The sequence below is a fragment of the Nostoc sp. genome, from assembly GCF_036917315.1.
Taxonomy (GTDB): domain Bacteria; phylum Cyanobacteriota; class Cyanobacteriia; order Cyanobacteriales; family Nostocaceae; genus Nostoc.
This window is the reverse complement of the sequence record NZ_JBALDR010000060.1, coordinates 19,405-32,975: the sequence shown is the minus strand read 5'-3', so window position 1 is coordinate 32,975 and position 13,571 is coordinate 19,405. Positions and strand designations below refer to the sequence as shown.

Below are 13,571 nucleotides of genomic sequence, written 5' to 3'. Positions count from 1 at the left end.
TACTTTCTAACAACTCCCGCCTTGCAAGAAAGGCGAGCAATTTTACCTACTGCAATTATTAAAAACTCAAAATTTTCCCATCAGACAGCAAGAAACTTTTACCCATTGTTCCTTACTGCCTGGTTTTGCTATCTATATCAATTAGCTTTAACATTCAGAGCGTATTCTTTAAATCTTTCCAAATCAGCTTGAATTGTCGATTCAACTATCCGCCCCAAAAACAAGTTATCCATAATTTTGCCAAGAATGCCGGGGATAGCATAGGAAATAGTCATTTTCACAATGCTACTATTGTGGCGATCGTAAAAGCGAATCGCTCCTTGATTTGGCAAACCATCAACCGATTCCCATTGGATAATTTGGTTGGGAATAACTTTGAGAATTCGGGATTGCCAATTAAATTCTAGACTGCCAGTTTTTAATTTCCAAAGAGATATATCTGGATTATCTGGCGGAATTTTCACCGAATCAATCCACTTCATCCATCGAGGCATTTGCTCCAAATCAGACCAGAGGCTCCATACTAAATCTATGGGAGCCTCTACTTCTACCTGCACAGTATGCTCTAACCAGTCTGGCATCTCTACTTCTTCCTTTGCGCTCTTTGCGCTCTTTGCGGTTCGTTATCTCTTCAAACTCTCCAAAATCACTTTTGCCGCCCGCCGTCCAGAAATAGTAGCACCTTCCATGCTGTCGATGTAGTCTTGCTGAGTATAACTGCCTGCAAGGAAGAAATTATCTACTGGTGTTTTTTGGTTGGGACGGTACGCATCCATCCCTGGCGCTTCTCGGTAGAGAGACTGAGCAAGCTTTACAACACTGTACCAAGTCATATTTAGCTCCCGCGACGAAGGAAACAGTTCATGGACTTGCTTGAGAACATGTTGTGCGATCGCTTCATTACTTTGGGCAATAAACGGATCTCCCGGTGTCAGCACTAACTGTAACAATGAACCCTGTCCTGGGCGATAATAATCAGCAGGGCTAGTCAACGCTAAATCGGCAAAACAAGAAAAGTCAGCATCGGCTGTGTAAAGTAAATTATCGATTCCAGCTGCATGGTTTAGCTGTTTACGTTGCTCTCCATCGTTCAGTTCTGTTACCCAACCGTCAAAGCGTAACTGCACTGTAGCCACTGGCACTGCATCCAGTTTGTAAATATTGTCAAATTCTGACCACTTACGCCACTCCTGGGGTAGGATGCGTTGAATTCCTGGAACATCACAGGCAAAAACATAAGCATCAGCAGCGATCGTTTCTACTGCATCACCTTGGGCAACTACTATACCTGTGACACGGGTTTGTTCAGCTGACTCAGTAAACTGAATTTCCCGAACTTGTCGGCGCGTGTAAATTTTGGTGCCTCTAGCTTCCAGATATTCCAGAATCGGCTTGTGTAAATATTCAGATGGAGAACCTTCCAGCATTCGCAAAACTGAAGCTTCAGTTCTAACTGCAAATAGCTGAAATATGGTTAACATACAACGGGCAGACATGTTTTCGCAATCAATAAATCCCAATGCGTAAGCAATGGGGTTCCACATCCGCTTGATGCTGCCATTACTCCCACCATGACTGCGAAACCAATCGGCAAAGCTAACTTTATCTAAATTGCGGATAGTTTTCATCGCCCCATTAAAGTCTACCAATCCGCGAACTATCGGACTAGTACCCAAAGCGATCGCATTTTGCAATTTATCCTGCAACGATAGTTGGGAAGTAGTGAAAAATGCCTTTAACCCATTGAAAGGCGCACCTGTAATAAAACGAAAATCTAAAGCACCAGTGCGCCCCCCTTTATTAATAAAAGTGTGGGTATGTTCCTTGAGGCGTAAGTTTTCTAACACCCCCACTTTTTTCATTAAGTCAAATAGTTGGTAGTAGCACCCGAAAAATACATGCAACCCCATTTCTAAATGGTTGCCATCTCCATCAACCCAACTGCCAACTTTACCGCCGACAAACGGACGAGATTCAAAAATCTCTATTTCACAACCAGCATCAGCTAGATCCACTGCGGTTGCTAGCCCAGCCAGTCCCGCACCTACGATTGCAACACGCATTCCGTCGTTCCTTTTCAGTTTCTTTACAGATTGTAACTGGCTTGGTGTCGGAATTTGCTACTTAATATCAACTCCAGCAGCATATTAAGGCTTGCCAATATCGATACTAAAACTTCTTTGATTACTTTTTTTAGTCCCGGTAAATGACCAGACGCGATCAAAACGCGTCTGTATCATCTAGACAAACTTTTGTCCATAGCAGTGGACTCTCATAAGTATCAGAGATATTTTTTTGGTGGCAAAGCAGTTTTCTGGATAAGTTGTGAAAGTCACTTCTTAGTTATTTTCATCTTTACTGTCGTCGGAGACAGGCAAACTTCTAATCAGTTCACGAATCACATCAGTTGCAGGTCTACCTGTTTGTTGGCAATATTTTTCTAGTTTTTCCGCTTCCTGCGTTGCGAGATTAACTGTTATGCGTTTAACTGCCCATTTTTTATTTGTCATTATCATGCTATCTGCTGTATATTTAGATGGTCGAAAGAGTCTAAATTAAAGAGGGAACCGATAAGGTTATCAGAGTTTGTCTCACGAAACAAGTAATACCATTAATATTAAGAATGTTTGTTTTGTCAAAGGATCGATCATTTTCTAAAAAAATCAAAATACTACACTTTATTTGTTACTATTGTGACAGCATAAATAGCACATCGTTGCTTTTGAAGATAATAACCCTACTAACAGCATGAGTAAACCCTGACAATGAAATTTTATAAAGGAATTCAAGATACCTACTGTTGACTCAATGAAGATTTCCAAAGTTATTCTCCATTGAAAGCATTTGACCTTCTCTCTTAACTAAGTTCGTCAAACCCAGTTGGAGAGAATATCTGCTAGAACGCCAAAAAATAAAGCTTCCGAATCATTATCATGCGGAAATGCTTGTTTACAGGCGGGTTAGAGTGGTGTGTATAGAGCGTTAATAGTGACTTAGAAAGTAGGCAAATAAGCGATCGCCTTAAAACAAACACCTATATAACCAGACTGCAACCAAGAACTTAAGAGCTACTTGAACTGTTATGAATTTTGGCTTACTTCGATCAAGCTGATTGCTTTTCACTGCCAATATAGTAGCCATAAAAAAAAGGACAAAGCTCAGTCTACTGAGTGTAAATTGCCAATATTGTTGGTATTTTTTGACAGTAACATCTGTAATTTTACACAGACGGATTCATCCATAATATATGTGATGTTATTTGACTGTTGCCAATAATAATATTTTAGTTTTGTTTCATACTTTCACAATAAATTATCCTCAGAATGCAATACTTTATTGCATCTTTCTTATCTTCTTTCTAGCGATATAGCTTGCTTTAAAAGCAGCAATATTTTTACAATTTTTCGTCTTCATCTATCTGGAGCTTATATAAATCATTTTTAGCAAAGTAGGGCCTTATAAGTTTTACATAAGACATTTTCCTCATATTTAAGCCAAGATATAAATTACTGCCAATAAAATTTTTATTACAACTATTTTTATCTGGTAAGTATACCCATAAAAAGAATCGTATATTTTAATTTTTTCGGTAGTGTGTTTATTATAGCTATTATTTACGCGCTTTAAATAATCTTCATTTAGACACTAACAAAGATATTTTTTCTCCTTTATAAAAAAATTACAAAGAAAAACATATTATCTGAACTTTTGCTTAATGATATTGATATATAACAGAAGGCTAAACTCAAAAGCTTGTTAAAAAAAGATTCCAATATCTCAGTGCATCAGTTAGGTTTGATTCAAGCAGTCTTTGTAGATAAGCTTTTAGCTTGTTGTAGTTATTTATACTTAGTAAATTTAGATAAAATAACTATAAAACTATGAAAATACAGGGACTTCATGAAATTTAGGTAAAGTTAGCTTCTCAAGATTGGTCGCGTATTCGTATTCACATATACATGAATATTCATTACAAAGTGCCGCACGCTGATAGGTACGCAGATCGCAGAGACTGAGTGGAACCGGAAACACTCTGCCTCTACTTAAAAGACTACCTACCAGGGATGGGTTATATACCAATAGGGTTTAGTTAAGGGTTATTGGTGTAGACAATTGGTCTTTCAAGACGCGATCGAGCGCCTGTCTACATCTGGGTTTTGTTGCTCATTCTGAGCTGTATTGAGGTATATACAAAAGTAAAAATCCTGATTTCTTTTTACTTCCCTGAAACAGTTACTCCTTAATTCAGAATTCTGAATTAAGGGGTAAAACACGCTTTATATCTGGGTAACAGACTTAACTTGTGTAACTCACTTTCCTTGAAATCTGCTGTCAATGATGCGCCCTGACTTCCATCCCCACGTTTTGCTATGGGGTAAGACAGTACTCAGCACTGGTGAATCAACACTCCGTTGGTAAAGAGAAGAGAAGTAAAGGTTATAAAGGCAAAGCCTTCCCCTTTTTCCCTCTCAAATGCAGTTTTAATCAATCAAATACACATCAACTTAATTTCTCATACCGAGAATTTGAGATTGAGGATTGCGGCAATTCATACAATTATTCAAATTTCAGTTGGGGCATAAGTTGGAGAGTGCCAATACCTAAATCTTTAGGTGAAAGCGATCGCCCTTCAAACAAAGCCATCATATCTCGTAACTGAGGATTGCCACGGGAGGCTCCCGTTAGTCCTTTGGCAATGATTAAGCCACAGTAGCCCTGAGTATTTTTACACCGCTGATTCCATTTTTTTCGGGCTTCGACATGAATCGGATCTTCATCTAAAAATTCACCGAATAGGAATAATTCGCTATTTTGAGTTTGCAATAAACCCAGGTCGTAGCGATCGCCATCAAAGAGATCGGCACCTGGATTAAAGCAAATTGCTCTCAATCCACCTGCGGCTTCAATTCTTTCAATTACAGTCTTCGCTTTGGGCCGGGAGGTTTGAATTAAAATCACCGGCAAACCGTCACCCACTTGTTTGATTTCACTAGCCTGGTGGTAGCTGACCCCCTTTCGCAGAGAATCCAATATTTCCCAAGACACTACACCTAAGCTGAGGAAGGAATCTTCTGGTATCAAGTCATCTCGCAATGATTGGAAATCAAGGTTGTTAATCTCCTCACCATCAATACCAAAGCCTGCCATTTCCTCTAATTCTGCTGCTAACTGCGGCATGGTAGAGACTGTCACAGGCACTGATTTAGTTGATTCTTCCGATTGCGGTAGAGAAATGCGATAGCGACGGCCCAGAGTAGGGAAGATATCCTCATGAAGTTGGCGACGGTGATCGCGAATAAAGCGGCTCAGGCTTTCGATCGCAACCAAGATTACCAATGCTTCTTCGTCATACAAAACAGACCGTAGTCCTTCTAAGGGGTGGATATTACCAAAAGTAGGGTCGATTTCTGATAATGGCAGATCCGCCAAATCATCTTCTTCATCCTCATCTTCATCGGTTTCGTCAACGCTCTCAAAAGTGAGAAACAAGCAATCTTGCTTAAGGAACGCTTCTTCTAGATGCTCTGTTGATTCTTCATCCGTTAAAACTGCGGCGCGAAATTGTTTTAAAGATTCTTCTGAGCGATAAAACAAAATCCCATACTCCATTCCCAGCATTCCCATAACTGAGGCGTAGAGTGTGCCAACATCCCACTTATTAATCTCGATTGACAAAATTTGCTGTTCTTCCAAAAATTCCCAAGGTGCTGCTTGCCAAATTGCAAATGCTTTCTCTCGCAAGATTTGTGCATACTGTGGGGGTAAGTCGGGGGTTTGACTATCGAGGATGTCGGCGAATCCACGAAATAGTTCGTCAATTAAAGGCAGTTCTGGTGCATAGTCAATGGCGATATCCAAATCTTGCAGCACTCCCCGCAGGTAAAATTGGATCTCGCGGTCTTTGACTACAATTCTTTGGGGCCTAGCAGGTCTTGCCGGACTTTGAGGATGCTCCATTGCTTGCATTAAGGTGCGAACTATTGCTTCTGGGCCGGTATCGGAAGCTACCACGTCCATTCCTCGAACAACACCTTGGGAGTAATCTACCCAAAGAATGCATTCTCCCTTTGCCTCTGAGTCTGACAGCTGGTTTGGTGATGACAACGGACGGCGATCGCCCTCCCATACAGAAGGAATTTGAGTTAATTTCTTCAACCGACGACTGGTAGAGCGATTAAAACTTGTCATAGAGATCAAAAGAAGCAATTTGGAAGTAAACTTTGGGGGCTAGCTAGCCTCGGATTAAATTTTTATGGCTGCACCTGAAGGGTGGTTGCTTCTGTTGCTGCCGTAAGGCTTGAATTTTAAGAATACCGAATGTATAAACACATTGAGTCTCTAATTCTAGAATAAAAATCTTTGGCTACTTTTGACGGAGTGTTTACAATTTGGTATCTAGCAACATCTAAGCCGCTAGAATGAATACAAAAACACCAAGAGCAACCCAGAAGCATTAACAAGCCGATATAGGGTAACGCTTATACTAATTAAGGAGTTGAAAAGCAGATGACACAAGCAATTCAGGCTCAACAACGCGGAATTCTGTTGAGCGAAGCCGCATTGCACCAGGTAAAATCCCTCCGGGACAAGCAAGGCACAGACTTCTGCTTACGGGTAGGAGTGCGTCAGGGTGGCTGTTCTGGGATGTCTTATATGATGGACTTTGAAGATACCAGCAAAATCACCCCTGATGATGAAGTTTTTGACTATGATGGCTTCAAAATTGTCAGCGATCGCAAGAGTTTGTTATATCTCTACGGTTTAATGCTCGATTACAGCGATGCCATGATTGGCGGTGGTTTCCAATTCACTAACCCCAATGCTAATCAAACTTGTGGTTGCGGCAAGTCATTTGGGGTGTAATATTGTCAATTGTCATTTGTCATTTGTCTTTTGCAAATGACCAATGGCCAATGACTAATGACTAATGACCAATGACTAATGACCAATGACTAATACAGTTGAATCCCTGTTTGATACAGGCTTAGAACGCTATAAAGCAGGAGAATCAGTAGAATCTTTAATCCCTGTGTTTAAAGAAGTGTGCGATCGCGCTCCTAAAACTAGTGCAGCTTGGGTTTGTTTATCGTGGTTGTATCTACTCGATAACAAACCCAGTTTGGCTTACAAAGCTGGACAGAAAGCAGTCAAGTTAAATCCACAAGATCCCCAGGCTAGAATCAATCTCGCCTTAGCAATGCTGGAAACAAAGCAAAAAGGTTTACGGGAACACATTGATATAGCACAGCAGTTGATATTTGTCAACGAAGAATGGAGTGATGAAATAAAAAATAGTATTGAGGACGGTTTAAGTAGAAAACCAGATTGGCAAAGTTTGACAAAAGTCAAAAATTGGCTGTTTGAAAAGTAAAAGATGGGGACTGGGAACTGGGAACTGAGGGTTAAGGACAACGAGGAGAAGGGAGAATTTATTGAAGTAACTCTTTAGGCTGTCTCTTCCCAATGCCCAATGCCCAATGCCCAATCCCCTATGCCCAATGCCCAGTACTCAATCCAATCATGAAAGATAAATTGTTAAATTGGCTAAACATGGTTTTAGTCGCCGATGTTTTTTTGGTTTTGTTTGGCTTTGGCTGGTTAGCGATCGCTGCGATCGGTGATGCCGCAGGAGTAAACCTGGGTTTGGATTTGTGGCATCAACTGTGGCAACCCTTGTTTAACCCCGCAATTGGCATACTCATGGGCGGTGCCATTCTCAGCGGTATTATCAGTTGGGTTTCCAAAAAATTTCTTTCTAGTCAATAGTCAAAGAATAAGGCATGGGGCATGGATCAGAAGAGGCAGAGGTGCAGAGGGGCAAAGGAGCAGAGGGGAAATTACTGAACTTCTCCTCGGTCACTGAGCGTAGCCTCTCGTAGAGAAGTGCTGCTCCCCTGCTCCTCTGCTCCCCTGCTCCCCACTCCCTTTTAATTAAGAATTTGTGTTAATGCCGGTTGCAAATTAGGATATTTGTACTCAAAGCCTGTTTGCACGGTGCGTTTTGGAATAACTTGCTGACCTTCTAAAACTACTATTGCCCCGTCTCCTAAAAGGGCTTCGATCGCAAAAGCAGGAACAGGCAACCAAGAAGGGCGATTCATCACTTGTCCCATAGTTTGGCTTAAATCTGCCATTCGGACTGGGTTAGGGGCAGTGGCATTATATACACCTTCTATTTCCGGTTTAGTTAAAGCTTGCAGAATCAGGTTAACTAAATCGTCTACGTGAATCCATGAGAACCACTGCCGACCACTGCCAATAGGCCCACCAGCGAAGAGTTTGAAAGGTGGAATCATCTTACCTAAAGCGCCACCATTGCCCAGAACAATCCCAAAACGCAAAATTACCAGTCGTACACCAGCATCTTTTACTTTTCTCGCTTCAGCTTCCCACGCTTGGCAGACTTGGGCAAGAAAATCGTTACCAGATTGACTGGTTTCATCAAAGGTAGCCGTTTCACTGGTGCCGTAGTAGCCAATAGCCGAAGCGTTAATTAACACAGATGGTTGAGGGTTAGCGTTGGCTATTGCTTCAACTATTTTTTGTGTACCTAACTTTCGGCTATTGAGGATTTCTTGTTTCCGTTCTGGTGTCCAGCGCCCTTCACCAATAGGTTCTCCTGCCAAATTAACTACGCTATCACAACTAGCAATGACACTTTGCCAAGAACCAGATGCATTTGGTGTATAGGCAACAATTTCTACATTAGGGAAAGCCTCTGATGGAAAAACCTTTTGAGCAAAAGTGGTATTCCGAGTTAATACTACTATTTTATTACCTTCTCCGTGTAATCGTTGTACCAAACGACTACCAACAAATCCTGTTGCTCCAGTAATTGCGACTTTCATTTTCTACCTCAGCCAAACCTTTATTGTAAAGTTTTTGATCAAACTTTCAGCTTACCAAAGAAGGCAGTGGGCAGAGGAGCAGGGGAGCAGGGGAGCAGGGGAGATATGTTTTAGAATGCAAGTTAGTGTCACTATAACTTTAATGAGTCTTTGAACTCCTTTAATGAGGCTTTGATACTCATTAATGAGCCTTTGAACTCCTTTAATGAGTCTTTGATACTCATTAATGAGCCTTTGAACTCCTTTAATGAGTCTTTGATACTCATTAATGAGCCTTTGAACTCCTTTAATGAGGCTTTGATACTCATTAATGAGTCTTTGAACTCCTTTAATGAGTCTTTGATACTCATTAATGAGCCTTTGAACTCCTTTAATGAGGCTTTGATACTTGCAGACGTAGCTTGGAACTTTTCCCCCTGTTCCTCTGCCCCTCTGCCCCTCTGCCCCTCTGCCCCTCTGCCCCTCTGCCCCTCTGCTCCCCTGCCCCTCTGCTCCCCTGCCCCTCTGCTCCCCTGCTCCCCTGCCCCTCTGCCCCCTGCCCCCTGCCTCTTCATTGACTGTATATCTGGTAGTACCTGCTCTCAAAAACTTTGATTTTTTAATGACTTTATATTTAGATACTTCGGTATTATAGGATGGACGGAGTGTTGCAAGGCTTGGGGCTATTATGGCTCGCTATACCTGTTCATTTATTGTTTCTGTTCCTAGTGACCATCTGTTGCCGTTACTTGTAGAACTTCTACAGGACTGTCAGTTGGATATTCAATATCACACAGCCGAATATATTATCGGTCGTGAGGTTCCTGGAAATGTTCCTTTTCCTAAATTAATAACAGTAGAAGTACTGATTGATAAATCAAAATCTACTGAAACTGAAACTCGCATGAGTATTGTGATTAAAAATGAAGAACTACCAATTCACCTAGATAATTACTGCCGACAAATGTTTGAGTTAATCAAGCAATCTATTGAAAGTAGCCGTCATTGGCATTTGATTGAAAGTATTGCAGGATAGCTTTGGTGATTGAATTGATACTCCCACGGCTTGAAGCTGTGGAAGTGTCAGACTGTAATTGGTAGTTATAATTCACTCGCTTACTCCTCTAAATCCTCGGCCATACCGGGGTTTATTAGTGTAATATCATACTCACTCGAATCCGTTTGTCCTAAACGCTGAGTATTTCTTAAAAGGTAATAAATGGCACGTACTTGAGGCCCAAAAACGATCTCGTCTTCATTTCTGAGATCGTGGGCTGGTATCTTGCGTCCATTAATCATCAAACCGTTGGAACTAGGCTTACCTTTGGCATCGCCATCTACAATCCGGTAATAGTAGCTATGACTATTATGCTCTCGTGGCAATCTCACTAATGTGGCATGGCGGCGGGAGACAAATTGCGACATTAAACGGATATTACATTCGCGGTCTCTACCAATAGAGTAGACGGGGTGCTCCAGAGAAAATTCTTTGCGACCTTGATCGTCTTCAATAATCAGTAGATGGTTTTCATTGGTTTCTGCTGCCATTGACAAATCGGTGGAACTGTAATTGATTAAGATTTGTTTAGTATCGTATCTTGCCATTTTCGGGCACCATCAGTCTGTGGTGCTAATCTAAATAAGCTTTAAAATTGCATAATACCTTGAAAGAGTAGAACATGGCCGTTCTACTCCAGTAGCTATGATAGCTTTGGTAAGTGTTTTAATCTGACGACTGACTCCTGAATTGTGTTTTGATAACCAATATTTGTGGTGGCAAATTGGACGTGTAAAGGAGTATTCTACGGGCGATGAGCGAATCGCCGTAATAATATTGAGTTGGTGACGACGCTAACAGAACTAAAAGCCATTAATGCAGCAGCACCAGATGGGTTAAGCACAAAACCCAGGCTAGGGAATAAAACACCTGCTGCTAAAGGAATGCCAAGTGTATTATATGCAAAAGCCCAGAATAAATTTTGGCGGATTTTGTTGAAGGTGGCGCGACTAAGCTGAATAGACTCGACGACATCGTTTAGGCGATCGCGCATTAAAATAATTTCAGCAGTTTCCATCGCCACATCTGTCCCAGAATGTAAAGCAATTCCTACATCAGCTTGGGATAAAGCTGGAGCATCGTTGATCCCATCTCCTACCATTGCCACAACTGAGTGAGGAGTTTTCTTTGTCTCCTTGTCTCCTTGTCCCCTTGTCCCTTCTAACTGGAGTGCTTGTATTGCAGCTGCTTTTTTAGCTGGGGGAACACCTGCTATTACATCAGCACTATCTAATCCTAGTTGTTTGGCTATAGCGCTAGCTGCTTCTAGGCGATCGCCACTGAGCAACATTACCCGTAAGCCCATCTGACGCAACTTATCTACTGTAGATCGAGCATCCGATCTGAGGGTATCAGAAACACCAATTAGTCCGGCTAAGGTTCCCCCAATCGCGACGCAAACGACTGTTTTACCATCTGTTGCTAAATCCTGTGCTACCTGTTGTGCGGTTTCGTTAATGGCAATGCCGTGCCAACTCAACCATTCCCAGTTACCCAACAATACAACTGTGCCTTCTACCACAGCAGATACCCCTAGTCCTGGTTCCGTGTGAAAGTCTACAGCCTCTGGAATAGATAACTGTTGCCGCTGTGCTTCTTGCTGAATTGCTTTTGCTAGGGGATGGTGAGTACCGCTTTCTACGGCTGCTGCTAGTTGAATGAGGGATTGGGCATTATTATTCTTCTCCTGCTCCTCTGCCTCTTCCCCAGACCCCAATTCCTCAATTAACAGACAATCTGTGACGATGGGATTACCTGTAGTCAGAGTGCCAGTTTTATCAAATACTACGGTGTTTAACTGGTGTACTTTTTCTAAAACGTCGCCACCTTTGATTAACAGACCTCGTTCTGCACCCATAGCAGTTCCCACAAGAATGGCTGTTGGTGTGGCAAGTCCCAAAGCACAGGGACAGGCGACTACCATAACTGCGATCGCTAGTTTTAAGCTGATTAAGAGTGATGAGTGATGAGTGCTGAGTGCTGTTAGCGGTGGCGGGGCGTTTAGCCCTTGCTGGGCTTCATGTGTAGCGTGGTTCATCATTTCCATGCCACCAGACATGGTGATATCAGTCCAGATGTGAGTGCCGAAAAAGTACCAAAATCCAAATGTTAAGACAGATGCTGTCAGCACCCCGTAGGTAAAGTAACCAGCTACTGTATCTGCTAATTTCTGTACTGGTGCTTTCCGAGTTTGGGCGGCTTCTACTAGGGCCACAATTTGAGCTAGAGTTGTATCACTTCCAGTCCGGGTTGCCTGAATTGCGATCGCTCCTGACTGGTTTAGTGTCCCCCCTGTCACCATATCTCCTGGTTTCTTGATTACTGGCACTGCTTCCCCGGTTAGCATTGATTCATCAACCGTTGTTTGACCAACTACCACTTCACCATCAACGGGGATTTTATCGCCTGGCAGCACTTGTAAGCATTCACCGACACGCACCTGTTCAGCAGGAATCTCAACACTAGAAGAACCCATTCCGGCTTTCTCTGGGTTGGCAATTAATCGCGCTAAGAGTGGCTGGAGTGCTAGCAATTTCCGAAATGCAGCCGCCGCACGACCTCTAGCTTGTTGCTCTAATGTCCTTCCTAAGAGAATAAAGCCCAGCATCATTACTGGCTCGTCAAAAAAGCATTCCCAACCCAATTGGGGAAAAAGCAGCGCTACTAAACTAGCAATGTAGGCTGTCAGCGTTCCCAATCCCACTAGAGTGTTCATGTTAGGTGCATTTCGCCGCCAGCCCAGCCAGCCATCTACTAAAATCGGGCGGCCGGGAATTAACAGCGCTACTGTCGCCAGTCCACAGTGAAACCAGATGTTATTTAACACTGGCAGCACTGAGCTACCAAGATTACCAAAATGTCCACTTCCCGACAATATCAGCAACACCGCTGCGATCGCTAATTGCCATAGAGAAGAACGCATTTCTCGGCGTTGTCGTTCTGCTGGATCTGGTAAGGTCGATATTTCGCCCGCTACTGTGCCATGAGCTTTTCGGGGTTGAGTCGGGAATCCAACAGCTGTTAATCGCTGTGCCAGTGCATCTGCATCTATTGCACCAACTTCTGATTCTACAACTGCTACCTCTGTGGCCAGGTTCACACAGGCACTCTTGACTCCTGGATGTTGAGTCAGCTGTCGTTCTACAGCGTTCACACACCCAGCACACTTCATACCCCCAACATCTAGAATAATCTTCTCTAGGATTGGGTCAAGTTCTAGGGCTGGCTTAGTTTTCGGGACAAGTTGCATGGCTTGTGTTTAGATTCGCTACAGAAATTCAACGCCTGACTAAAAGCGTCTCTAATTCGAGCGTAGGCTAAATATGGAACTATGACTCAATGTCAACCATATTAAAATTATTAATTTATCGTACTTCGTTGAGCATCATGACTATCGCTGCATTTCAATTCAAGGTTTCAAGTCCCCAGATTTATCTGTAGGGTTTTGAATTTTGAATTTTAAATTTGGAATTTTAAATTCCCCTACAGGGGGTTGACAGTTCCAACGTCGATAAGTGACATAAATAATAGCTGCCACCTGTATTGGCGCGATCGCAATCAGGTTTTTGAAGAAATAGTTGATTTCTAAATGAGACATAACACTGAAATATCCTAAGCCCAACAAGAAGAACATTGCCCAGTTAAGCTGTTTAGGTTTGAAAATGAGCATATCAATAAAAATAAAT

Annotated in this window: 13 protein-coding genes; 4 read left to right on the top strand and 9 right to left on the bottom strand. The window is 42.3% G+C overall.

Translation table 11 applies throughout. The annotated features are described in order from the left end of the window. Positions 1-137 precede the first annotated feature (137 nt). The 4 genes from V7K84_RS28325 to V7K84_RS28310 all read right to left on the bottom strand — a co-directional run bounded on the left by V7K84_RS28325 (position 138) and on the right by V7K84_RS28310 (position 6,189). Positions 138-581, bottom strand: a complete 444-nt coding sequence (locus tag V7K84_RS28325) for an SRPBCC family protein (RefSeq protein WP_292786899.1) — start codon at positions 579-581, stop codon at positions 138-140. A 42-nt stretch (positions 582-623) separates the two neighbouring features. Then, a complete protein-coding gene (gene zds / locus V7K84_RS28320; RefSeq protein ID WP_334843100.1) occupies positions 624-2,063 on the bottom strand; it encodes a 9,9'-di-cis-zeta-carotene desaturase in 1,440 nt (479 codons plus the stop codon). 276 nt (positions 2,064-2,339) lie between these two features. After that, positions 2,340-2,516, bottom strand: coding sequence for a CopG family transcriptional regulator (locus V7K84_RS28315; protein ID WP_334843098.1), 177 nt, complete (start codon positions 2,514-2,516; stop codon positions 2,340-2,342). Between the two features lie 2,041 nt (positions 2,517-4,557). Next, a complete protein-coding gene (locus V7K84_RS28310; protein ID WP_334843095.1) occupies positions 4,558-6,189 on the bottom strand; it encodes a DUF6930 domain-containing protein in 1,632 nt (543 codons plus the stop codon). 318 nt (positions 6,190-6,507) lie between these two features. Between V7K84_RS28310 and V7K84_RS28305 the strand changes: the two genes are divergently transcribed. The 3 genes from V7K84_RS28305 (at position 6,508) to V7K84_RS28295 (ending at position 7,767) form a co-directional block, all read left to right on the top strand. After that, positions 6,508-6,864, top strand: coding sequence for an iron-sulfur cluster assembly accessory protein (locus V7K84_RS28305; RefSeq protein WP_094352468.1), 357 nt, complete (start codon positions 6,508-6,510; stop codon positions 6,862-6,864). An 85-nt stretch (positions 6,865-6,949) separates the two neighbouring features. Continuing rightward, on the top strand, positions 6,950-7,372 hold the full coding sequence (locus tag V7K84_RS28300; RefSeq protein WP_334843094.1) for a tetratricopeptide repeat protein: 423 nt from the start codon (positions 6,950-6,952) through the stop codon (positions 7,370-7,372). 149 nt (positions 7,373-7,521) lie between these two features. Continuing rightward, positions 7,522-7,767: a hypothetical protein gene (locus tag V7K84_RS28295; RefSeq protein WP_094352470.1), complete on the top strand. Its 246-nt coding sequence runs from the start codon at positions 7,522-7,524 to the stop codon at positions 7,765-7,767. A 161-nt stretch (positions 7,768-7,928) separates the two neighbouring features. Here the strand turns inward: V7K84_RS28295 and thyD are convergent, their stop codons facing one another. Next, entirely contained in the window at positions 7,929-8,849 is a 921-nt protein-coding gene (gene thyD / locus V7K84_RS28290) for a thylakoid membrane protein ThyD (RefSeq protein WP_334843092.1), read from the bottom strand. A 131-nt stretch (positions 8,850-8,980) separates the two neighbouring features. Next, positions 8,981-9,403 (bottom strand): hypothetical protein, encoded by a 423-nt coding sequence (locus tag V7K84_RS28285; RefSeq protein ID WP_334843090.1) that lies wholly within the window; start codon positions 9,401-9,403, stop codon positions 8,981-8,983. A 113-nt stretch (positions 9,404-9,516) separates the two neighbouring features. Between V7K84_RS28285 and V7K84_RS28280 the strand changes: the two genes are divergently transcribed. Then, on the top strand, positions 9,517-9,864 hold the full coding sequence (locus V7K84_RS28280) for a hypothetical protein (protein WP_289798874.1): 348 nt from the start codon (positions 9,517-9,519) through the stop codon (positions 9,862-9,864). 80 nt (positions 9,865-9,944) lie between these two features. Here V7K84_RS28280 and V7K84_RS28275 read toward each other — a convergent pair whose 3' ends face one another. The 3 genes from V7K84_RS28275 to V7K84_RS28265 all read right to left on the bottom strand — a co-directional run bounded on the left by V7K84_RS28275 (position 9,945) and on the right by V7K84_RS28265 (position 13,483). Further along, complete coding sequence (locus V7K84_RS28275; protein WP_094352473.1) at positions 9,945-10,433, bottom strand: FHA domain-containing protein; 489 nt, start codon at positions 10,431-10,433, stop codon at positions 9,945-9,947. A 197-nt stretch (positions 10,434-10,630) separates the two neighbouring features. Beyond that, entirely contained in the window at positions 10,631-13,135 is a 2,505-nt protein-coding gene (locus V7K84_RS28270; RefSeq protein WP_334843089.1) for a heavy metal translocating P-type ATPase, read from the bottom strand. Between the two features lie 159 nt (positions 13,136-13,294). Further along, positions 13,295-13,483, bottom strand: coding sequence for a hypothetical protein (locus V7K84_RS28265; protein ID WP_334843087.1), 189 nt, complete (start codon positions 13,481-13,483; stop codon positions 13,295-13,297). Between the last annotated feature and the right edge of the window lie 88 nt (positions 13,484-13,571).

Excerpts from the sequence above, each read along its gene's own strand:
- V7K84_RS28325 (WP_292786899.1), bottom strand. The coding sequence starts at position 581 with ATGCCAGACTGGTTAGAGCATACTGTGCAGGTAGAAGTAGAGGCTCCC.
- zds (WP_334843100.1), bottom strand. The coding sequence starts at position 2,063 with ATGCGTGTTGCAATCGTAGGTGCGGGACTGGCTGGGCTAGCAACCGCA.
- V7K84_RS28315 (WP_334843098.1), bottom strand. The coding sequence starts at position 2,516 with ATGATAATGACAAATAAAAAATGGGCAGTTAAACGCATAACAGTTAAT.
- V7K84_RS28310 (WP_334843095.1), bottom strand. The coding sequence starts at position 6,189 with ATGACAAGTTTTAATCGCTCTACCAGTCGTCGGTTGAAGAAATTAACT.
- V7K84_RS28305 (WP_094352468.1), top strand. The coding sequence starts at position 6,508 with ATGACACAAGCAATTCAGGCTCAACAACGCGGAATTCTGTTGAGCGAA.
- V7K84_RS28300 (WP_334843094.1), top strand. The coding sequence starts at position 6,950 with ATGACTAATACAGTTGAATCCCTGTTTGATACAGGCTTAGAACGCTAT.
- V7K84_RS28295 (WP_094352470.1), top strand. The coding sequence starts at position 7,522 with ATGAAAGATAAATTGTTAAATTGGCTAAACATGGTTTTAGTCGCCGAT.
- thyD (WP_334843092.1), bottom strand. The coding sequence starts at position 8,849 with ATGAAAGTCGCAATTACTGGAGCAACAGGATTTGTTGGTAGTCGTTTG.
- V7K84_RS28285 (WP_334843090.1), bottom strand. The coding sequence starts at position 9,403 with ATGAAGAGGCAGGGGGCAGGGGGCAGAGGGGCAGGGGAGCAGGGGAGC.
- V7K84_RS28280 (WP_289798874.1), top strand. The coding sequence starts at position 9,517 with ATGGCTCGCTATACCTGTTCATTTATTGTTTCTGTTCCTAGTGACCAT.
- V7K84_RS28275 (WP_094352473.1), bottom strand. The coding sequence starts at position 10,433 with ATGGCAAGATACGATACTAAACAAATCTTAATCAATTACAGTTCCACC.
- V7K84_RS28270 (WP_334843089.1), bottom strand. The coding sequence starts at position 13,135 with ATGCAACTTGTCCCGAAAACTAAGCCAGCCCTAGAACTTGACCCAATC.
- V7K84_RS28265 (WP_334843087.1), bottom strand. The coding sequence starts at position 13,483 with ATGTCTCATTTAGAAATCAACTATTTCTTCAAAAACCTGATTGCGATC.